Source organism: Cellulosimicrobium sp. NPDC057127 (genome assembly GCF_042670945.1).
GTDB lineage: Bacteria > Actinomycetota > Actinomycetes > Actinomycetales > Cellulomonadaceae > Cellulosimicrobium.
This window is the reverse complement of the sequence record NZ_JBHUUP010000004.1, coordinates 67239-88211: the sequence shown is the minus strand read 5'-3', so window position 1 is coordinate 88211 and position 20973 is coordinate 67239. Positions and strand designations below refer to the sequence as shown.

Sequence of the window (20973 nt, the reverse complement as noted above, 5' to 3'; positions counted from 1 at the left end):
TACGCATGACGGACGTCCCCGAGACCCCGGCCGCGGCACCGCTCGTGCTCGTCGCGGCCGCGTCCGACGCCGCCCGCGACGCCCTCGTCGCCGAGCTCGAGCGCCGGTACGCGCCCGACTACGCCGTGGCCGCGGCACGTGACCGCGCCGAGGCCGTGCAGCTCCTCGACGACGCCGCGGCCGCCGGGCGCGAGGTGGCGCTCGTGCTCTCCGACGACCGGGACGCCGTCGGCCGCGAGGACTCCGTGTTCGTCGCGGCCCGGCACGCGTTCCCGGACGTGCGGCGCGCCCTCGTCATCGAGTGGGGGTCGTGGACGGACCGGCAGACCGTCGACGCCGTGCTGGGGCTCATGGCCGCCACGCTCGTCGACTACTACGTCGTGCGGCCCCGGCACGCCCCGGACGAGTACTTCCACCGGGCCGTGACCGAGTTCCTCCTCGACTGGGAGCGCGCCGTGCGCGGCGGCGAGCGGGCCGACGTCGTCGTCACGGGCGACGACGCCCTGCCGCGCGTGCACGACGTCCGCCGCTTCCTCGCGCGCGCCGGGCTGCGGTACGCGTCCGCTCCCGGCGAGGGCGCGCCCGTCGTCCGGCTCGCCGACGGCCGCGAGCTCGTCGACCCGACGAACACCGAGCTCGCCCGCGCGCACGGGTTCACCACCGACCTGCCCACCGAACCCGTCGACGTCGCGATCGTCGGCGCCGGGCCGGGCGGTCTCGCCGCGGCCGTGTACGCCGCGTCCGAGGGGCTGCGCACCCTCGTGCTCGAGCGCGACGCGGTCGGCGGGCAGGCGGGGTCGAGCTCGCTCATCCGCAACTACCTGGGCTTCCCGCGCGGCGTCTCGGGCGCCGACCTGTCCGACCGCGCGTACCAGCAGGCGTGGGTGTTCGGCGCGCAGTTCGCGCACACGCGCGAGGCGGTCGGCCTGGAGGTGGTGGACGGAGCGGGCGCCGAGGCCGGTGGGGAGGCCGGTGGGGACGGCGGCTTCCTCCTGCACGTGGCCGACGGCGGCGCCGTGCGGGCCCGGACCGTGGTGCTCGCGGACGGCGTGTCGTACCGGCGGCTCGCCGTGCCCGGCCTCGACCCCTTCGTGGGCTCCGCGGTGTTCTACGGCGTCTCGGCGGTGGAGGCGAAGGGCCAGGCGGGGCGGGTCGTGCACGTGGTGGGCGGCGGCAACTCGGCCGGGCAGGCGGCGCTGCACCTCGCCCGGTACGCGGCGTCCGTCTCGCTCGTCGTCCGCGGCCCGGACCTCGCGGCGAGCATGTCGCAGTACCTCGTCGACCAGCTCGCCGCCGCGGGGGTCGCGATCCTCGCGGAGACGAAGGTCGTGGGCGGCGGGGGCACGGCCGGGCGGCTCGACCACCTCGTGCTGCGCCATCGCGTCACCGGCGACGAGACGACCGTGCCGTCGAACGCGCTGTTCATCACGATCGGCGCGCGCCCGCACACCGACTGGCTGCCCGGCGACGTGCTGCGCGACCGGTGGGGCTACGTCCTCACGGGCCCCGAGGTGCTCGCCGAGGGCGGGCGGCGCGCGTGGCCGCACGAGCGCGCGCCCTGGCCGCTCGAGAGCTCCGCGCGCGGGCTGTTCGCCGTGGGCGACGTGCGGCGCGGCTCGGTCAAGCGCGTCGCGTCCGCGGTGGGGGAGGGCAGCGTCGTGGTGTCGTCCGTGCACCAGGCGCTCGCCGAGCGCCGCTGACCCTGCCCGTCGGTATGCCCGTCGGTATGCCCGCCGGCAGTCCCGCCGGACGGCCCGTCAGACGAGCCGGCGGGCCTTCTTGACGAGGCCGTCGGCCGATCGCAGCCCCTTCGAGAGCGTCGTCGGCCCGCCGTGCTTGGACTCCTGCCGGTCGGCGAGCCTGCGCGCGACCCACCCCACCACGGGGATCAGCACGACGGCGATGACGAGGGTGCGCAGGCGGCGGCCCAGGAAGGCCCACATGGTCGTCCTCCGATCGGTGACGGTGCTCCGACCTCCGACGCTAGGACGAAGCGGGCCCGCTCGCGCGACGGGGTCTTGCGCACCGGGCGCGGCCGGCGAAGAGTGGGGCCGGACCCGCAGGCACGGCGGACGGAGGCACGATGACGGCCGAACGAGCAGGTGCGCAGCCGGGCGGGCGGCCCGGTCCGCGGACGTACCCGCACGGCGTCCCGTGCTGGGTGAGCACCGAGCAGCCCGACCTCGACGCGGCGCTCGGCTTCTACCGGTCGCTGTTCGGGTGGGAGTACGAGGAACGGCACGGCTTCGGCGGCCGCTACGTCGTCGCGTCGCTCGGCGGGCTCGCCGTCGCGGGGATCGGCGCGGGGGACCGGTCGCCGGAGTGGGCCACGTACGTGGCGGTCGACGACGTCCACGCCTCCGCGCGGGGCGTGCCCGACCTCGACGGCGCGGTCCTCGACGGCCCGCGCGAGGTCGGCGACGCCGGGGAGGTCGCCGTCGTGCGGGACCCGCAGGGCGCGACCTTCCGGCTCTGGCAGGCCGGCGAGCTGCTCGGGGCGCAGCGTGTGAACGAGCCGGGCACGTGGAACTTCAGCAACCTCCGCACGCCCGACCCGGAGCACGCCCTGCACTTCTACGGGCCGCTGCTCGGGTGGGAGGTCGGTCCGGACCTCGGCGCCGGGATGGCGCGCGTGGCCGGGTACGGCGACCACCTCGCGCGCACGGTCGACCCGCAGATCCACGAGCGGCAGGCGTTCGTCCCGCCCGGCTTCGCGGACGTCGTCGCGGGCGTCGAGCGCGACCGGGGTCCCGCCCGGTTCTCCGTCGTCTTCGCCGTAGCGGAGCGGGACGCGGCGGCCGAGCGGGCGGAGCGCGCCGGCGGCACCGTCGAGGCGACGTCCGAGTCGCCGTGGACGCGCGAGGCGGTCGTCCGCGACCCGCAGGGCGCGGAGCTCGTCCTGTCCGAGTTCGCGCCGCAGGGCCAGCCGTAGCCGTCGGGTCGCGTCACGCCCGGGCGGCGGCGGGGTGGGGGAGCGCGTGCGAGAGCAGCAGCTTGAGCACCAGCAGCGGCCCGACCCAGGCGACCCACGGCTCGGGAGCGAGCGCCGTCGTGAGGAGGGCGACGAGCACCGCGGCGGCGGCGAACGCGACGGGCGCGCGGACGGCGTCGGGCACCAGGACCGTCAGGACCACCGCGGCGAGGACGCCGGCGTAGGTGACGACCGCCGTCGGCCACGGCAGGTCGGGCACGAGCGCGGCGACGACGAGCGGGTGCACGTGGACCGCCGTGAAGACGACGACGCGGTGGCGCGGAGTGCCCGGTGCGTGGAAGCGGCGCGAGCCGGACGCGGTCGCGTTGACCACGACCCCGCCGAAGAGGTCGAAGCCCACGAGCGTGAGCAGCGCGACCTGCCAGACGTCGAGGTCGGCGCGGAGCGCCAGCACGAGGGCGAGGACGCCGCCCACGAGCGCGGTGCCGTACCCGAGCGCGCGCTCGGTGCGCGTCGCGTCCGGTGCGGTCAGCGCGGCGTCGAGGCGGTCCAGGACCGTCGTGCGTGGCGTCGCCGTGGTCATCGTCGTCCTCCCGGCTCGGGCTGTGCTGCGCCCCCGAGGGTAGCGGCGCGGGCGCCCGGACGGCAGGGCCGAGGTCAGCCCTGCGCGACCGCGACCGGCGCGACGTCGTGCGGGACGGGGGCCGGGCGTGCCGCGACCGAGCCGTGCCCGGCGACGTCGATCCCCGCGGCCACGACGGTGGCGCGCCCGTCGGTGACCTCGACCGTCGACACCGACGCGTTCGGCAGCGCGACGAGGCGTGACGGGTCGATCGTCGCGAGGTAGGCGCCGAGCGTCAGTCCGTGCCCGACGACGAGCACCTGCCGGTCCTCCGCCGCACCCGGGCCGGCCGCGTCGTCGTGCGCGGCCACGATGCGCGCGAAGACGCCACGCACGCGGGCCATGAAGTCGGCGCCGGGCTCGCCGCCGCCCACTCCCGGGTGGGTGCCGGCCAGCACGGCGGGGACGAGGTCCGTCCAGGACTCGACGGCGTCGAGCTCGTGCTCCGGGCGTCGCTCGTAGCTGCCGAACGACAGCTCGCGCAGGTCGTGGTCGACCGTCATCGGCAGGTCGGGGTGATGGCGCAGGATCTCCATCGCCGTGAGGACCGCCCGGCCCTGCGGGGAGCAGTAGACGGCGTCGAAGTCGTGGAGCGCGAGGTGCTGCGCCGTGACGCGGACGCCGGCGCGTCCCGTGCGCGTGAGCGGGGAGTCGCACGCGCCCTGCAGGTGCCGGCGCGCGTTGAGGACGGTCTGCCCGTGGCGGACGAGCGTGATCGTGAGGGTCATCGTCGCTGTGCCCTTCCGGTGGTCCCGGCTGTGTCCGCGCTCGACGCTAGGCCCGGCAGGTGACCGGACGGCGTCGGGCAGGAGTCCGGCAGACGTCCGGCGGGCGTCCGGTGGGGTCGCGCAGGTGCGCGCTTGCCGTGCGTCCGCGCGGTCGTGTAGACATCGGGGCAGGTCACGAGTGGCCGGCGAGACGCCCTCCGCGTGCCGGTCCGGCAACCGCGCCCCTCGCGCACGGTGCCCCAGGGGGAAGACCGGCCCCGGCCACGGCCGCGGGATGCGCGAGGTCGACGTCTGCCGGCGTCGCGCGAGCAGGGCCTGGCGGTCTCACCACGTCCGCTGCCCCCGACGACCCGAAGTGATAGCATCTGCTATCGGAGGTGGCTTGATGAGCGCTGTCGAGGACGCATTCGCCCGGTATCTGGAGGGTGCGGGTGCCCGTGCGGACACGATGCGCGCAGAGGCCGGTGCGACGCTGGAGCGCGCCGTCCGCCAGGCGCACGACCTCGGCTGGAGCCAGCGCCGAACCGCGGTGGCACTCGGTCGCAGCCAGCCGGAGGTCAAGCGTCTGCTCGACCGAGCTCTCTCGCATGAAGGCCCCCGCCCGTCGCAGGAGCACAGGCACGGCTCGGTACTCGACGACGTGCTGCGCGTCAAGAGGGACGAGGTCGTCGAGGCGGCAGCTCGCCACGGTGCCCGGCACGTGCGCGTGTTCGGCTCGGTCGCCGCCGGTGGCGAGAGGCCGGACTCCGACGTCGATCTGCTCGTCGACCTCGACGACAGGGTCGGGCTCTTCGGGCTTGGCGCCCTCCAGGCGGAGCTCGAGCAGATACTGGGTCGCCCGGTCGACGTCGTACCGGAGCGCACCTTGCGTGATGCGGTGCGCGCGACCATCGAGGCGATCCCGCTGTGAGAAGGAGTGACGGCGACCACGCCCTTGAGGCGCTGGAGCATCTGGCCGTGCTCGTGCATCACGTCGAAGAAGGATCATGGACGCAGCAGGTGGTCGTCGACGCCGTGCGGCCGGAGAGCGTGATGCCGACGGGTAGGTTCCGTCGAGAGTGGCGATCGGTCGACATGTGAGGCGCACGCGCTCCCGCATGGTGGCCGCGAACGTCCCGACGGCGTGCCGGCGTGTGACGATCGGGGTCGCGCCCGGACGGGCGCGGTGACGTGACGAGAGGCAGGGCCGTGCGCCGCAACGAGGACCGTATCCAGACCACCCACGCGGGCTCGCTCCCGCGCACGCCCGAGCTGCTCGCGGCCAACGCGGCGCGCGAGGCAGGCGACGGGAACGGCGACTTCGACGCGCTGCTGCGCGACGCCGTCGTGGACGTGGTGGAGCGGCAGCGGCGCGCGGGCATCACGCTCGTGGGCGACGGCGAGTACGGCAAGTCGATGTCGTCGCCGATGGACTACGGCGCGTGGTGGTCGTACTCGTTCCAGCGCACTGGCGGGCTGGAGCTCGACACGGACGCCGCGTGGGTGCTGGCCGACGTGCAGTCCGCGCCCGGCGACGTGCGCCTCACCGGGTTCGGCAACCGCCGTGACCAGGCGCGGTTCCGCGAGGCGTACACGGACCCGACGTCGGGCATCTTCGCGGGCGAGGGTCCCGGGGCCTTCCCCAAGGTGACGGGCCCGCTGACGTACACCGGGCAGGCCGCCGTCGCGCAGGACGCCGCGAACCTGCGCGCGGCCGCCGACGCCGCGGGCGTGCAGGACGCGTTCGTCACCGCGATCGCACCCGGCTCGGCGACGCGCATCGCCAACGAGCACTACGCGACCCACGAGGAGTACGCGTACGCGTGGGCGGACGTGCTGCGCGAGGAGTACCTCGCGATCGTCGACGCCGGCCTCGTCGTCCAGATCGACGACCCGGGTCTCGCGGAGTCCTGGGACCAGGTCACGCCCGAGCCGACCGTCGAGGACTACCTCGCCTTCTCCCGGGTGCACGTCGAGGCGCTCAACCACGCGCTGCGCGGCATCCCCGAGGACCGCGTGCGGTACCACCTGTGCTGGGGCTCGTGGCACGGTCCGCACACGACCGACCTGCCGATGCAGGACGTCGTCGGCCTCATGCTCGAGATCAACGCGTCGGCGTACTCGTTCGAGGCCGCGAACGTGCGCCACGAGCACGAGTACCGGGTGTGGGACGACGTCGCGCTGCCCGAGGGCAAGCTCCTGCTGCCGGGCGTGGTCTCGCACGCGACGAAAGTCGTCGAGCACCCCGAGCTCGTCGCCGAGCGCATCGAGCGGTTCGCGACGCGCGTGGGGCGCGAGAACGTCGTCGCCTCGACCGACTGCGGGCTCGGCGGGCGCGTGCACCCGCAGATCGCGTGGGCGAAGCTCGAGTCGCTCGCGCAGGGCGCCGAGATCGCCACACGCCGCCTCTGGAGCTGACGGCTCCGCGCGGCACCGATGAGTCCCGGTCGGCTCCGCAGTCGTCGTCCTCGTGGAGGAACCGCCCGCACCCGGGCGGGACGACGACGCGGAGGCGACCATGAGCGAGCGCAAGACCTACACCCTGGACGTGCCGGGTGCCGTCCTCACCTACGACGTGAACGAGCCGGCGACGGCGAGCGACCTGCCGCCGCTCGTCGTCATGGGGTCGCCCATGGGGGCGTCGGGCTTCGAGCAGCTCGTCGCGCTGCTCGACGACCGCACGGTGATCACGTACGACCCGCGCGGCGCGGAGCGCAGCACCCTCGCGCCCGGGGGCGAGGTGACCATGCCGGGCCACGCGGACGACCTGCACCGGATCGTCCAGGCGCTCGGACTGGGCACCGTGGACGTGTTCGGGTCGAGCGGCGGCGGCATCGTCGGGCTCTCGTGGATCGAGCAGCACCCGGCCGCGATCGGCACGTTCGTGTCGCACGAGCCGCCGGTCACGGCGCTGCTCGAGGACCGCGAGGTCGCCGACGCCGCCGAGCTCGACATCGTCGACACGTACCACCGCGAGGGCTACGGCCCCGCGATGGCGAAGTTCATCGCGCTGGTGAGCCACGTCGGGCCGCTCCCGGCCGACTACCTCGACCGGCCGGCGCCGGACCCGGCGCAGTTCGGCATGCCCACCGAGGACGACGGGTCGCGCGACGACCTCCTGCTCTCGGGCAACCTCAAGGCCCAGCCCGAGTACGCCCCCGACGTCGAGGCGCTGCGGTCGTCGGGCGTGCGCATCGTGCCCGCGGTCAGCGAGCGCGGCGAGGGGACGCTCGCGTGGCGCGGAGGTGCGGCGCTCGCCGCGCAGCTGGGCGTCGACGCGGTGAGGTTCCCCGGCGACCACGGCGGCTTCATGCGCAACGACTGGGCGCCCGACAACGACCCGGCGGCCTTCGCCGCGCGCCTGCGCGAGGTGCTCGCCGGCTGATTCAGGCGCGGTGGACGACGACCCCGGCCCGCTGCACGAGCTCGAGCAGCCCGCCGAGGCCGAACGCCTCGACCGGGCCGAGCGCGCCCGTGCCGCGCACGCCGTCGCGGGCGGCCCACGTCGCGCCCGTCGCGAGGAACCGGGCGGTGAGGTCGTACGGGTCGGGGCCGTCCAGCCGCACGCGCGCGAGCACGGCGCCCGCGGCGTCGCGCGCGACGGCGAGCACGTGGCTGCGCGACGCCGCGCGCGCGGCGGCGTCCGGGCCCGCGCCGGACGGCCCGCCGGAGCGCGACTCCACGACCTGCCGCAGCCGCTCGCCGACCGCAGGTGCGCGCAGGGCCCGGGAGAGCAGCGCCGTCCCCGACGGGACGAGGCGCGCGGCCGGGCTCGCGGTGCCGATCACGACGTCGACGTCGCGCAGGCCGGGGGCAAGGCGGGGGAGCGTGAACGGCTCGGTGCCCCCGGCGGAGATGCCGTGCACGCGCCGCCGGCCGACGTCGAACGTGACGACCCGCGCGCCGATCCGCTCGGTGCGCAGCCGGCCGTCGCGCCACGCGTACGACGGGTCCACGAGGGCGGAGGCCGCCGTCGTCCGCGTGCCGGCGCTCGCGCTGACGCCGCCGCTGCCGAAGTACCCGACGCTCAGGCGGGTCGCCGCGTCACCCGCCTCGCGCAGCGCGAGCGTCCCGGCGACGTTGCCGGGCACCCAGTCGTAGCCGAACGCGGTGAGCAGCGCGGCGTCGCTCTCGCGTGCGCGCGGCCCGTACGTCTCGAACACCTCGCGGATGAACGCCGGCTCGCCGGTCGAGTCGAGGTACACCGCACCTGCGTCGACCGCCGCCCGGACCGCGGGGCCGCCCCGGCGCGTGAACGGCCCCACCGTGGAGACCAGCACGTCGCCGCGCCCGACCAGGGCCCGGACCGTCCGCGGCTCCTCGACGTCCGCGACCGCCGTCTCGACCTTCGCGCCGGGCGAGACCGCACGGACCTCGCGCTCGAGGTCGTCGAGCCGGTCGCGCGAGCGGGCGGCGAGGACCGGGCGGGCGCCGTGCGCCGCGAGCTCGTGCGCCACGAGCCGACCGGTGTACCCCGTCGCGCCGAGCAGGACGATGCGACCGGTCATCCCGCGAGCGTACGGACCCGGGCGACGCCTCGCTCGTCGGGCCGCGGGCGGACGCCGCGAGGGCCTCCGGCGTCGGTCCGTCTCGCGCGTCGTGGGGTGGATGTGGCGGTCGACCGTCGACTTTTGCCTGATCACAGCAGAACTTCGGGACCCCTGTTGACATCGCTGTCGGGGTGCGATCTGATGGACGCCGTTGCCCCTGGAACCCACCAGGGAGCCGGACGACAGGCTTGGGGGAGTCGGTCGCCCGGACCGACGACGTCGGTACGTGCACCGCGGCACGGACCGGCACGGCCAGTGCGGCCCCCGGACCCTCGACGACGGCACGGACGCCGACGGACGAGCCCCCCACGCTCCCGCACCCCTGCACCGACCCCGCAGCTCGACCCCGCAGCACGCGTCCGACCGCATGAGTGCTGCACGCCGCGCTGCACACCACCCGACCCGGGGCACCGCCCCGATCACCCGCTCGACCGTGAGACGTGGCGCACGGACCGGCGTGGCGCGCCGTGGCGCCACGTCTCCCCGGCGCGCCCGCGTCCGGAAGGAGAACCATGAGCGAGCCGACGACCGACCTCGCCACCCCCAAGAAGCCGCTCTCGCGGCGCTCGCTGCTCATGGGGGCCGGCGTCGTCGCCGCCGCACCCGCAGCCGCACTCGTCCTCGGCTCGGGCGGCGCCGTCGCGGCCGCGCCCGTCGCCACCGCCACGAGCGGGACCGTGCGTCGCATCACGATGTACGCGGAGCGCCTCGACGAGCGCACCGTGGGCTACGGCCTCGAGCCCGGCAAGGCCACCGTGCCCGGCCCCGTCCTCGAGATGTGGGAGGGCGACACGCTGGAGATCACGCTCGTCAACACGACGGACCAGCGGCTGTCGATCCACCCGCACGGCGTCAACTACGACGTCAACAGCGACGGCAGCCCCTACCTGGGCTCGTTCAACGAGCCGGGCGAGACGCGCACCTACATCTGGTCGTCGACGAAGATGCGGCGCGACCGGGGCATCTGGATGCCGGGCAGCGCCGGGTACTGGCACTACCACGACCACGCGTGGGGCGAGCACGGGACGCAGGGCGTCGCCGCCGGGCTGTACGGCGCGCTCGTCGTGCGCCGCATCGGCGACGTGCTGCCGGAGAAGCAGTTCACGGTCGTGTTCAACGACATGCTCGTCAACAACAAGATCGCCCCGGACACCCCGATGTTCGAGGCGAACCTCGGCGAGCGGGTCGAGTTCATCTGCATCGGCCACGGCAACACCTTCCACACGTTCCACCTGCACGCGCACCGCTGGGCGAACAACCGCACGGGCCTGCTGTCGGGGCGCGACGACGTGAGCCAGGTGGTCGACAACCGCGACCTCAACCCGGGCGACTCGTTCGGGTTTCAGGTGGTCGCGGGCCTCGGCGTCGGGCCGGGGGCGTGGATGTACCACTGCCACGTGCAGTTCCACGCCGACGGTGGGATGGCCGGGATCTTCCTCGTGCGCGACGCCGACGGCAGCATGCCGCCGGGCGCCCAGGAGGCGATCGACAACTTCCACGGGCACGCGCACACGGCGACCACGCAGCCCGCGCCGGAGACCGGGGCGCACGCCGGTCACTGACCGCCGGCGTCGCCGAGACCCACCACCACGTCCGTCGCCCGGGATCCGCCCCGGGCGCACCGCACCGATGACGAAGGAGTTGGAGAGTGCTGACCAGACGAACACCATCCCCCGCGAGGGGAGGACGCTCCCGCCCGGGAGCGCCCAGAGTCCTGGCCGTCGGCCTGAGCACCGCGCTCGTGGCGACCGCGGCCGTGATGCCCGCGGTCGCGCAGCCGCAGCCCGCGGCAGGCAGCACCACGACGGCGGTCCAGGCCCCGGTCGAGGGCGCGGACCCGCTGCGCGTCCTCGTCTTCCACGGCGCGCCCGACGCGCAGGACGACCCGGTCGTCGAGGCCGCGACCGCCCTGCGCGAGCTGGGCGCCGAGAACGGGTTCGACGTCGAGGCGTCGTCCGACCCGGCGATCTTCAGCCAGGCCGGGCTCGGCGAGTACCGCGGCGTGGTCATGCTGTCGTCCGAGGGCATCGAGCTCAGCGCCGAGCAGGAGGCGGCGCTGCAGGACTACGTGAACGACGGCGGCGGGTTCCTCGGCGTGCGCGACGCGGCGCGCGCCCAGGAGGCGTCGCAGTGGTTCACGGGCCTCATCGGTACCCGCATCGCCGGCGCGCAGCCGGACGCGGAGGACGTCGCCGAGGTGACGGCGAGCGCCGAGAACCCGCCGAACGAGGACGCGCCCAACCTGATCGACGGCGACCCGGGCACCAAGTGGCTCGCGTTCGAGCCGACGGCGACCATCACGCTGCGCATGGAGGAACCGCTCGAGCTCGCGCAGTACACCCTCACGTCGGCCAACGACGCCGACGGTCGCGACCCGCAGGTGTGGACGCTGCAGGGCTCCACGGACGGCGAGTCGTGGGAGGACGTCGACTCGCGCAGCGGGGAGGACTTCCCGCAGCGCTTCCAGCCGCGCGACTTCGAGGTCGAGAGCGACACCGAGTACACGTGGTTCCGGCTGAACATCGAGCAGACCGCGGGCGACGACCTCACGCAGCTCGCGGAGATCTCGCTGTACGGCGCGGACTCCGTCGAGCAGCCCGAGCCGGAGATCCCGGTCTCCGCGCGCACGGTGGACCTCGTCGACCGGCAGCACCCGGCGAACGCCGAGCTGCCGCTGACGTGGGACCGCGAGGACAAGTGGCTCGACTGGTCCGACGACCCGGCCGGCGAGGTGCACACCGTCGCGACGCTCGAGCCGGGACCGGACGCCGGCCCCAGCACGTCGCCGTTCCAGCCGGTCTCGTGGTGCCGCGACTACGACGGCGGCCGCTCGTTCTTCACCGGCATGGGCGGCACCGCGGAGAGCTGGTCGGACGAGAACTTCCGCAACCACCTGCTCGGCGCGCTCCAGTGGACGACGGGCGCCGTGCGCGGCGACTGCCAGGCCACGATCGCCGCGAACTACACCGCGGAGCGCCTGTCCGCGCCGAACACGCCCGGCACGCTCGACCAGAACGGCGAGCCGCACGGCGTGACGATCGCGCCCGACGGCACCGTCTTCTACATCGGTCGCGGCGCGTGCCCGTCGGGCCCGATCGCGTCGTGGGACAACCCCGACGTCGGTCTCGGCTGCGGCACGATCCACCAGTGGGACCCGGACACGGGCGACGTCACGCTGCTCACGACGCTCGACGTCATGGGCAACCGCGGCTCCGGCGACGAGCTCGTGAAGAACGAGGAGGGCCTGCTCGGCCTCGTCCCCGACCCGGACTTCGCCGAGAACCACTACCTGTACGCCTACTGGATGCCGCACGAGTCGATCGACCGTGAGCGCCGCGTGGGCTACCGCACCGTCTCGCGGTTCACGTACGACCCCGCGGGCCCGACGATCGACCAGAGCTCGCGCGTCGACCTGCTCGAGTGGGAGACGCAGATCCACAGCTGCTGCCACGCGGGCGGCGGCATGGCGTTCGACGACGAGGGCAACCTCTACATCGGCTCCGGCGACAACAACTCGTCCGGCGGCTCGAACGGGTACTCCGGCAACAACTGGACGAAGGAGTACGCGGGCATCAGCTTCCAGGACGCTCGCCGCACCTCCGGCAACACGAACGACCTCAACGGCAAGATCCTGCGGATCCACCCCGAGGACGACGGCACGTACACGATCCCCGAGGGCAACCTGTTCCCCGAGGGCGAGTACCCGGCGGACAAGACGCGCCCGGAGATCTACGTGATGGGCGTGCGCAACATCTCGCGCCTGCAGATCGACCCCGACACCGACTGGCTCACCGCCGCGTGGGTCGGGCCGGACGCGACGATGCCGAACCCGGAGCTCGGGCCGGCGAAGTACGAGACGGCGACGATCATCACGTCGGCCGGCAACCAGGGCTGGCCCTACTGCATGGGCAACCGCCAGCCGTACCGCGACCGCAGCAACGAGGACGCGAGCGTCCTCACCGACTGGTACGACTGCGACAACCCGCAGAACACGTCGCCGCGCAACACCGGCCTCGTGGACATCCCGCCGGTGCGCGACAACATGATCTGGTACTCGCCGTCGGGTGGCGGCCCGGTCTTCCCGGACCGCGGCAACGGCATCCCGACGTACGAGGACGAGGACGCGACGTACACGATCCCGTGGCTGCGCGGTGGCGGCCAGGCCGTCATGTCGGGCCCGACGTTCCGCCAGTCGCAGGTGGACCCGGAGTCCGACGTCGCCTGGCCGTCGTACTGGGAGGGCAAGTGGTTCCTCGGTGACCAGTCGAACCCGAACAACCGCGTCGCGGTGACGGTCGACCCGGAGACCGTGGAGGAGGCCGGTGCTCCCGCGTTCATGGAGGACCTGCGCCACATCATCCCGGGCGGCCGCGGCGACGATCTGCTGCAGAGCTGGATGGACGCGAAGTTCGGTCCGGACGGCGCGCTGTACCTGCTCGACTACGCGGGCGGCTTCTTCAGCCTCGACCCGAACCAGAAGCTCATGCGGATCACGTACCAGGGCGGGGCTCCCACCCCGGTGCCGACCGCGTCCGCGACGAGCGTCCAGGGCGACCCGCTCACGGTGCAGTTCACGGGCGAGCGCTCCGGCGGCGTCGCGTACCACTGGGACTTCGGCGACGGCGCGACCTCGCGCAAGGCGAACCCGCAGCACACCTACCAGCGCGTGGACGACTACCAGGCCACGCTCACGGTGACGTACGCCGACGGGTCCACCGAGACGGTCACGACCGACTCGAGCCCGAGCTGCACGCTGCCGGACGACCGCCCGACGGTGTTCTTCGGGGACTTCGACTCGCACGTCGAGAACCTCGACCTGGGCGGCTGCACGATGAACGACCTGTTCCGTGACGACGCCGAGTGGGACAACCACAAGCAGTTCCTGCGTCACGTGCGGTCGGTCGCCAAGCAGCTGTTCGACGACAGCCGCATCACCGGCTCGGAGCGCAACGCCCTGGTCAACGCGGCCGCGCGCTCGCAGATCGGCGTCGACCCGGGTGGGTACCGCACGATCTTCGACGGCACCGAGGAGTCCCTGTTCGACTGGGTCCAGGCGCCGACCGGGAAGTTCACGCTCCAGCCGGACGGGTCGCTGCGCTCCAGCGGCGGTCTCGGGATGCTCTGGTACGCGGGCGAGGAGCTCGGGGACTTCTCCGTGAAGCTGCTCTACCGCGACGTCTCGCCGGGTGACCACCACGCCAACACGGGTGTGTTCACGCGCTTCCCGAACCCCGAGGAGCCCGGCGACGCCGAGTGCGCCGAGGGCCAGTCGTCGCCGGCCTGGGTCGCGATCTACTGCGGTCACGAGATCCAGATCTACGACGGCCCGACGGGCGAGCCGCAGAAGACCGGCTCGGTCTACAACTTCGACCCGGTCGGTCTCGACACCGGCGGCGAGAAGCCGAAGGGCGAGTGGAACGAGTACGAGATCCGGGTGGTCGGTCAGCAGTACACGATCATCCGCAACGGCGTCGTGATCAACGAGTGGGAGAACGCGCCGGGCCAGGAGTCGTCCCGCGCGGGCGACCCGCCGACGGACCTGCGCCAGTTCGACAGCGGGTTCATCGGGCTGCAGAACCACGGGAACGCGGACCTCATCGAGTTCCGCGACATCCGGGTCGCGGACCTGTGACCGCGTGACCGGGCCGGCGGGGACGGCGCAGACGTCGTCCCCGCCGGCCCGGTCCTCCCCGCCCCGCGCCCGCTCGGGCCGGACCACGCTCCACCCCCACGCTCCACCCCCACGCACGCACCACACTGCACATCGACGAGGAGTGCACACCCATGGAACGACGTCCCTGTTCCGGCGCCACCGGTCGCCGCGGCACCACACGGCTCGTAGCCGCCGTGGTCGCCGGGCTGACCGCCGCCACCGTCGTCTCCGTCGCGCCCGCGACGGCGACAACCCTGCCCCCTTCGACCGCCGCCGTCGGCCTGCCCGCGGCGCCCGCGGCCCAGGTCGCCGCCGAGCAGGTGCTCACCTGGACGGCCGACAACTCCGTCACCGACTACAAGGCGTTCCCCGCGACGGCGACCGCCGGCCCGGCGACGATCATCTTCGAGAACAGCATCGCCACCGGCAGCACGTTCGGCATGAGCCACACGCTGACGTTCGACACCTCCACGCCGGGCTACAACCACGACGTGGACCTCAACATCCTCGCGAGCCCGTTCGACGCGAACGGCGGCCTGCACGAGGCCGAGGTCACGTTCACCGAGGGCACGTACCGCTACTTCTGCGCGATCCCCGGGCACGGCGAGATGTGGGGCGAGCTCGTCGTCACCGGTGACGGCGGGGGCGGCGACGACACCACGGCACCGTCCGTCACCGCGACGGTGACGGGCGACCAGGACGGCGACGGCGCGTACGTCGGCGGGGCCACCGTCACGCTCGACGCGGTCGACGACGGCTCCGGCGTCGCGGGCGTCGAGTACAACCTCGACGGCGCGGGCTGGACCGCGTACACCGAGCCGTTCGCCGTCGACGCGGTGGGCGAGCACTCGCTCGAGTTCCGCGCGACCGACGAGGCGGGCAACACGTCCGAGGCGCAGACGGCGACGTTCACCGTCGTCGAGGGCGACGTCGTCGAGGACACGACCGCCCCGACCGTCCACGCGATGCTCAGCGGCGACATGAACGACCACGGCCAGTACGTCGGCAGCGCGTCGGTCATGATCCACGCCGAGGACGAGGAGGGCGGCTCCGGCGTCGACACGATCGAGTACCAGGTGGACGGGCAGTGGATGCCGTACACCGCGCCGTTCGAGATCACCGAGCCCGGCGAGCACACCGTCTCCTACCGTGCCACCGACGCCGCGGGCAACGAGTCCGAGGTCGGCTCGACGACGTTCACCGTCGTCGAGGGCGAGGAGCCGGACACGACCGCCCCGACCGTCACCGCCGAGGTGTCGGGCACCGAGGACGAGAACGGCGCGTTCGTCGGCTCCGCCACGGCGACCCTCACCGCGACCGACGACGCGTCCGGCGTCGAGACCGTCGAGTACGACCTCGACGGCGCCGGCTGGACCGAGTACACCGAGCCCGTCGTGGTCGACGAGCCGGGCGAGCACACGCTCGTCTACCGGGCCACCGACGCCGAGGGCAACGTCTCCGAGGAGACCGTGACGACGTTCACCGTCGTCGCGGAGGACAACGGCGACACCACCGCCCCGACCGTCGCGACCGAGCTCAGCGGCACGCAGGACGAGAACGGCGCCTACGTGGGCTCCGCGTCCGTCATGGTCACCGCGACCGACGACGGCTCCGGCGTCGCCTCCGTCGAGTACGACCTCGACGGTGCGGGCTGGACCGAGTACACCGAGGCCGTCGTCGTGGACGAGCCCGGCCAGCACACCCTCGCGTACCGCGCGACGGACGAGGCCGGCAACGTCTCCGAGGCCGGCACCGTCACGTTCGACGTCGTCGAGGCCGACGGGAGCGACACCGTCGCCCCCGAGATCCGCCACCGCGTGATGGGCCCGCGCAACGACGCCGGCGAGTACGTCGGCCCGGCGTTCGTCCGCCTGCTCGCGACCGACGACGACTCCGGTGTCGCGTCCGTCGAGTACCAGATCGACGGCGGCGAGTGGATGCCGTACTCGAAGGCCATCACGCTGCGCGACCCGGGCGAGCACACCGTGACGTTCCGCGCCACGGACGTCGCCGGCAACGTGTCCGCGCCGCAGTCCATCGTCGTCGACATGGAGGGCGAGGGCCCCGGCGACACCGACGGTCCCGAGGTCACTGCGGGCGTCGGCGGCAGCCGGACGCGCGACGGCGACTTCGTCGGCCGCGCCACCGTCACCCTGACGGCCGTGGACGAGGAGTCCGGCGTCGACCGCACCGAGTTCCAGGTCGACGACGGCACGTGGCAGCGCTACGCCGCCCCGTTCGTCCTCGCCGCCGACGGCGAGCACGTCGTGCGGTACCGCGCCGTCGACGGCGCGGGCAACGTCTCGCAGACCGGCGAGGTCACGTTCACCATCCTCGAGCTGCGGCGCGACCGCTGCCAGGGCTCCGACGTGCGCCCCACCGTGATCATCGACGGCCACGACTCCACCGTCGAGAACTTCGACGACGGCGAGGGCTGCACCGTCAACGACCACATCGCGCAGGACGACGAGTACCCCACCCACCGCGAGTTCGTCCGCCACGTGCGCCAGGTCACCCGTGACCTCGTCGACGCGGGCGTGCTCATCGGCGCCGAGCGGCAGCTCATCATCACCGCCGCGGAGATGTCCGACATCGCTCGCTGACGCGAGCAGCCAGACCCGGGCCGGGTCGCACCCTTCGTCGTGGGGTGCGGCCCGGCTCGTCCGCGTCCCGGGGTGCCGGCGCCGCCGGGGCGACGATCGTGCCGGGTGTCCGTGGTCGCGCTCGTGGAGGCGCGCGCCGAACACGGGCTCAGCCACCGTCAGGGTGGAAATCCGGTGGCCAACCACGTGCCGGGCTGTCGACAACCGCGTGCTCGCTGCGGACCGGGATCGCGGCGCGTGGCAGGGTGAGAGCATGACGAGGTTCCCCCGCTCCCACGCGGCTCGACCGGGGCCGGTCGAGGACCTTCCCGCGACCATCGGGGGACCCGCGACGCGCGCTCTGCTCGAGGCAGGAGTGACGTCGTTGTCCGACGTGGCCCGGCTGAGCGACGCGGAGCTCCTCGCCCTGCACGGGGTCGGGCCCAAGGCGGTGCGGCTGCTGCGCGCAGCGATCGCGGAACGCTGACGCGCCCGGACGGCGCCGGTTCTCGAGCGCCGTCGTCCCGAGGTGCCGGCGCGGTCGGGCGACCGTACGTTGGTCGCGGCCAACGTCCGGATCCCTCACCGTCGAGGAGTCGTCATGAAGCTCGTCCGCGCAGCATCGGTGCTCGCCGGAACCACCGCCCTCCTGCTCGCCACCGCCGTCCCCAGCGGGGCGCACGGCAGTCCAGGGCACGGCCACGGGCTGGGGCACGGTCATGATCCGTTCGACCCCGGCACGGTGTCCTTCACGCTCGACGGGACGGTCCTGGACGCCGGTGAGCAGGTCACGTCGGTGACGCTCGACCTCGACCGTCTGCCCGGCATCCGTGCCGCCTCGGTCGAGCCGTCCGCGTTCTCGGTGCGCGCGGTGGGCAGCCTGCCCGACGGCGTCGCGACCGGCGCGCCGTCGGACGTCGTCTTCGACGTCGAGCGGGAGGTGACCGACGCCGACATCACGCGCGACGGTAGCGTCCGGCTCTTGCTCGCCTCGGGAACCGGCGCCGGGACGCTCCAGTACCTCGGCGCGGAGGGTCGCAACGTGCTGCTCGACCTGGACTACACCATCACGCAGGACGAGCCGATCGAGCTGCGCAACGGCCGCGACGTGGTGATCGAGGAGTTCCGCCAGGGCGACCTCGTGGACCCCGAGGTCGACGCCTTCTCGAGCGACGTGACCAGCGACGGGCTGAAGTACCGCCTGTACGAGCCGCGCCGAGCCCGCGGGGACCGGCCGCTCGTCGTCTGGCTGCACGGCAACGGCGAGGGCGGGCTGCCCGGGCTGTACCAGAACGAGGCCCAGCTCCGGGCGAACCGCGGCGCACTCGGGTTCACGACCCCCGAGGCTCAGCGGATCTTCGGCGGCGCGTACGTCGTCGCACCCCAGGTGCCGGACACCTGGTACAACGCCGACGAGGCCGGCTACCGCGAGAAGCTGCGCGCGCTCGTCGAGGAGCTCTCCGCGGAGCACGACATCGACCAGAGCCGTATCCACGTCGCCGGCGCGTCCGCCGGCGGGCTCATGTCGATCGAGCTCGTCGCCGCCTACCCGGCGACGTTCGCCTCCCTCGTGTCCGTCGCCCCCGCGATCACGCTGAACCGCGACCCGAGCTATCGGACCGACGCCGAGGAGGTCTCCCGGCTCGCCGACACCCCGACGTGGTTCATCCACTCGCGCGACGACGGCACCGTGCCCTTCGACCGCGCGACCGTCTGGGCGCACGAGCTCGTCCCCGGCTCGCTCATCACGCTCTACGACTCCGTGGAGTGGGGCGGGCAGACCTACTCCGGCCACTGGTCGTGGATCTACCTCGCGCGCAACGCCCCGACGGCCGACGACGGCACGTCCGTCTGGGAGTGGATGAGCCAGCAGGTGCGTGACGGCGAGGGTGACACGGCCGCCTCGCGCTGAGGCCAGCGGCGGGTCACCACGGACCGACCAGCGGGCGGAACCGCTGCATCGCCGCGACGATCATCCGCGCGTCGTCGAGGCCCTGCTGTGCCTGCTCGGCCGTGACCGGCTGGCTGTCGAGGTCCGGGTACTCGGAGTCGTGCCGCCGGAGCCGTAGCTCGCGGAACCGACGGACCACGCGACGTCCGTCGGGTCCGAGCTGGGCCTCGAGGGCGTCCTGGACGACGCGGTGCCCGCCGCGCGAGGTGGGCCGCAGCCCTTGTGCGGCGAGCACGGCGACCATCGACTTCCGCGCGGCGTCGTACAGCATTGCGAAGGCGCCGGCAGGGTCGGTGTCGAGGATCAGTGCCGCAGTGCGCAGGTGCTGCTCGGCCTGCTGGAGGAGGAGGGCGGCGTGCTCGTCGGACGGGTGGACCGTCTGGAGCCGGCGCTGGTTGAGCGCGTCGAGGATGACTGATGCTCCGGTCGTCCATCTGCTTCGGGGCTCAGGCATCGCCACCGCCCGTCGTGCCGATCACGTCCACGGTGGGCCCGGCGAGGACCGTGCTCTTGAAGCTGCTCGTGTCCTGCGCCCACTCGTCGGCGCGAACACGGCGGACGTTGACCTCGCGGTGCAGTCGCCGCTCGGCCTCCTCGACCGCGTCCGCCAGGTCGTCCCGGTCCGGGTCGCCGACGACGAGGAGGTCGATGTCGGCCGGGACGAACCCGGGTTGCTCCTCGTAGCGCGCGGCCCACGACCCGTAGATGAAGGCGTGCTGGATGCCGGCGACTTCGCGGAGCGCGTTGCGCAGCACTGCCAGCGGGCCGAACGTGACGGCGAGCAGCTCGGCGAGCGGGCCGTAGACCACCGATGCGGTGAGCACGTGCACCAGGCGGGTGTTGCCCCGCTTCGTGGTCCGGACGAGACCGGCGTCCTCGAGACGCGACACCTCGCGCGTCGCCGTCGGTGCGGAGGTCCCCACAGCGTCAGCGATCTCGGAGACGCTCTGTACACGTCCCGGGGCGAGGAGCACATGCGCAAGGAGGTCACCCTGGGTCCGCGACCGCAGCAGGGGGAGCAGCAGTGGTGGCGCTACTTTCATATAACGAAGGCTATCCGTCGCTTTATGAAATCGCTAGACCGCGGGAGCTGTCTCCGGAGCGATCGGCGGCCACCTTCGCCGCTGCGTCGCGAAGAGCGTTGCCCGCCGTGCATCAGATGGGCCGAGTGCTGCGGTGGACGCTCCCTCTGGGCTCCCCGTCAGCGACGCGCTCGCTCTGCGTTCCAGATCGCGTGGTCAACCATCCACGGCGTCACGCGATAGTTCGATGTCCCCGTCAGCTCGGCCGCCAGTGCGCGAAGTACGTCCTTCGCGCCGGCAACGCCGGTCTCCGTGCCGTGACGCTTGAGGAAACGCAAGATCATGCGGTCCAGCTTCAGCGTGTCGTCGTCGCCGACGAGCATCCAGAAGTATCCGGTGCGCACCCCATCCCCAGGGATCTGGCGTAGACGAGCGCTGATCTCGTCCACCCTGGCGAAGTCCTCCAGCGCCTTGGCTGCGTCCGGCAACGTGTCGACGCCCGCCTCGACGAGAACATCCGCGTACCGGAGGGCAGTCTCCGCCTTGAGGACCCTGCTGCGAGATGACGTGCGGTGCGCGGTCGTGACCGCGACGAGCTCGTCGGGAGTCCGGTACGTGTCACGGAACGCCGAGAGCGGCAGGGGATCGGACGCCGGGAGCGTCATGACGGAGACGACCGGCTCGACGTCACCCGCGGCGGCCGCGACGCGTCGGACAGCCGGAACGACGTGCCGGTCGTAGCTGATGCCGATCGACCAGACGGCGTCCAGGACGCAGTACGTGACACTCGACCATCGGCGCTCGCGGGGACGGACGTCCAGCGCGCGGACGGCCTCGATGAGGTTCGGTGAGAGCGGCACTGTATTCCTCCTGCGGATGCGCACCGGTTCGTCGCTCCTTCTGGGGCTCACCGGGACCCTACGGGGCTCATCCTGGGCACATCACTGGTCCATC

The 20973-nt window shown here is 73.4% G+C and carries 17 protein-coding genes and 1 riboswitch; of the genes, 10 read left to right on the top strand and 7 right to left on the bottom strand.

What is annotated here, in order from left to right:
- Positions 1-5: 5 nt before the first annotated feature.
- Entirely contained in the window at positions 6-1700 is a 1695-nt protein-coding gene (locus tag ACFTZA_RS05420; RefSeq protein ID WP_378191607.1) for an FAD-dependent oxidoreductase, read from the top strand.
- Positions 1701-1757: 57 nt separating this feature from the next.
- Here the strand turns inward: ACFTZA_RS05420 and ACFTZA_RS05415 are convergent, their stop codons facing one another.
- Positions 1758-1943 carry a hypothetical protein gene (locus tag ACFTZA_RS05415; RefSeq protein ID WP_378191605.1) on the bottom strand — a complete coding sequence of 62 codons (186 nt, stop codon included), beginning with the start codon at positions 1941-1943 and terminating at the stop codon, positions 1758-1760.
- A 140-nt stretch (positions 1944-2083) separates the two neighbouring features.
- Between ACFTZA_RS05415 and ACFTZA_RS05410 the strand changes: the two genes are divergently transcribed.
- A complete protein-coding gene (locus ACFTZA_RS05410) occupies positions 2084-2932 on the top strand; it encodes a VOC family protein (protein ID WP_378191603.1) in 849 nt (282 codons plus the stop codon).
- Positions 2933-2945: 13 nt separating this feature from the next.
- Here ACFTZA_RS05410 and ACFTZA_RS05405 read toward each other — a convergent pair whose 3' ends face one another.
- Both ACFTZA_RS05405 and ACFTZA_RS05400 read right to left on the bottom strand, forming a co-directional pair.
- Positions 2946-3515, bottom strand: coding sequence for a hypothetical protein (locus ACFTZA_RS05405; protein ID WP_378191601.1), 570 nt, complete (start codon positions 3513-3515; stop codon positions 2946-2948).
- A 74-nt stretch (positions 3516-3589) separates the two neighbouring features.
- On the bottom strand, positions 3590-4282 hold the full coding sequence (locus ACFTZA_RS05400) for a histidine phosphatase family protein (protein ID WP_378191599.1): 693 nt from the start codon (positions 4280-4282) through the stop codon (positions 3590-3592).
- Between the two features lie 170 nt (positions 4283-4452).
- Positions 4453-4567, top strand: a riboswitch (SAM riboswitch).
- Positions 4568-4667: 100 nt separating this feature from the next.
- On the opposite strand from ACFTZA_RS05400, the gene ACFTZA_RS05395 reads away from it, so the two are divergent.
- The 3 genes from ACFTZA_RS05395 (at position 4668) to ACFTZA_RS05385 (ending at position 7646) form a co-directional block, all read left to right on the top strand.
- A complete protein-coding gene (locus ACFTZA_RS05395; RefSeq protein ID WP_378191597.1) occupies positions 4668-5192 on the top strand; it encodes a nucleotidyltransferase family protein in 525 nt (174 codons plus the stop codon).
- A 278-nt stretch (positions 5193-5470) separates the two neighbouring features.
- Positions 5471-6679 carry a cobalamin-independent methionine synthase II family protein gene (locus ACFTZA_RS05390; protein WP_378191918.1) on the top strand — a complete coding sequence of 403 codons (1209 nt, stop codon included), beginning with the start codon at positions 5471-5473 and terminating at the stop codon, positions 6677-6679.
- A gap of 100 nt (positions 6680-6779) precedes the next feature.
- Positions 6780-7646: an alpha/beta fold hydrolase gene (locus ACFTZA_RS05385; RefSeq protein ID WP_378191595.1), complete on the top strand. Its 867-nt coding sequence runs from the start codon at positions 6780-6782 to the stop codon at positions 7644-7646.
- Between the two features lies 1 nt (position 7647).
- Here ACFTZA_RS05385 and ACFTZA_RS05380 read toward each other — a convergent pair whose 3' ends face one another.
- Entirely contained in the window at positions 7648-8769 is a 1122-nt protein-coding gene (locus tag ACFTZA_RS05380; protein WP_378191593.1) for a saccharopine dehydrogenase family protein, read from the bottom strand.
- A gap of 554 nt (positions 8770-9323) precedes the next feature.
- On the opposite strand from ACFTZA_RS05380, the gene ACFTZA_RS05375 reads away from it, so the two are divergent.
- The 5 genes from ACFTZA_RS05375 (at position 9324) to ACFTZA_RS05355 (ending at position 18958) form a co-directional block, all read left to right on the top strand.
- Positions 9324-10373: a multicopper oxidase domain-containing protein gene (locus ACFTZA_RS05375; RefSeq protein WP_378191591.1), complete on the top strand. Its 1050-nt coding sequence runs from the start codon at positions 9324-9326 to the stop codon at positions 10371-10373.
- A 179-nt stretch (positions 10374-10552) separates the two neighbouring features.
- Complete coding sequence (locus tag ACFTZA_RS05370; RefSeq protein WP_378191589.1) at positions 10553-14443, top strand: ThuA domain-containing protein; 3891 nt, start codon at positions 10553-10555, stop codon at positions 14441-14443.
- Positions 14444-14595: 152 nt separating this feature from the next.
- Entirely contained in the window at positions 14596-17067 is a 2472-nt protein-coding gene (locus ACFTZA_RS05365) for an OmpL47-type beta-barrel domain-containing protein (protein ID WP_378191588.1), read from the top strand.
- A 253-nt stretch (positions 17068-17320) separates the two neighbouring features.
- Positions 17321-17533 carry a helix-hairpin-helix domain-containing protein gene (locus ACFTZA_RS05360; RefSeq protein WP_378191586.1) on the top strand — a complete coding sequence of 71 codons (213 nt, stop codon included), beginning with the start codon at positions 17321-17323 and terminating at the stop codon, positions 17531-17533.
- 114 nt (positions 17534-17647) lie between these two features.
- Positions 17648-18958, top strand: a complete 1311-nt coding sequence (locus ACFTZA_RS05355) for a prolyl oligopeptidase family serine peptidase (protein ID WP_378191584.1) — start codon at positions 17648-17650, stop codon at positions 18956-18958.
- A 13-nt stretch (positions 18959-18971) separates the two neighbouring features.
- Here the strand turns inward: ACFTZA_RS05355 and ACFTZA_RS05350 are convergent, their stop codons facing one another.
- The 3 genes from ACFTZA_RS05350 to ACFTZA_RS05340 form a co-directional block, all read right to left on the bottom strand.
- On the bottom strand, positions 18972-19451 hold the full coding sequence (locus tag ACFTZA_RS05350; RefSeq protein WP_378191582.1) for a HEPN domain-containing protein: 480 nt from the start codon (positions 19449-19451) through the stop codon (positions 18972-18974).
- On the bottom strand, positions 19444-20040 hold the full coding sequence (locus ACFTZA_RS05345; RefSeq protein WP_378191580.1) for a MarR family transcriptional regulator: 597 nt from the start codon (positions 20038-20040) through the stop codon (positions 19444-19446). The genes ACFTZA_RS05350 and ACFTZA_RS05345 overlap by 8 nt, the downstream gene beginning before the upstream one ends.
- 158 nt (positions 20041-20198) lie before the next feature.
- Positions 20199-20903 carry a hypothetical protein gene (locus ACFTZA_RS05340; RefSeq protein WP_378191578.1) on the bottom strand — a complete coding sequence of 235 codons (705 nt, stop codon included), beginning with the start codon at positions 20901-20903 and terminating at the stop codon, positions 20199-20201.
- Positions 20904-20973 lie beyond the last annotated feature (70 nt).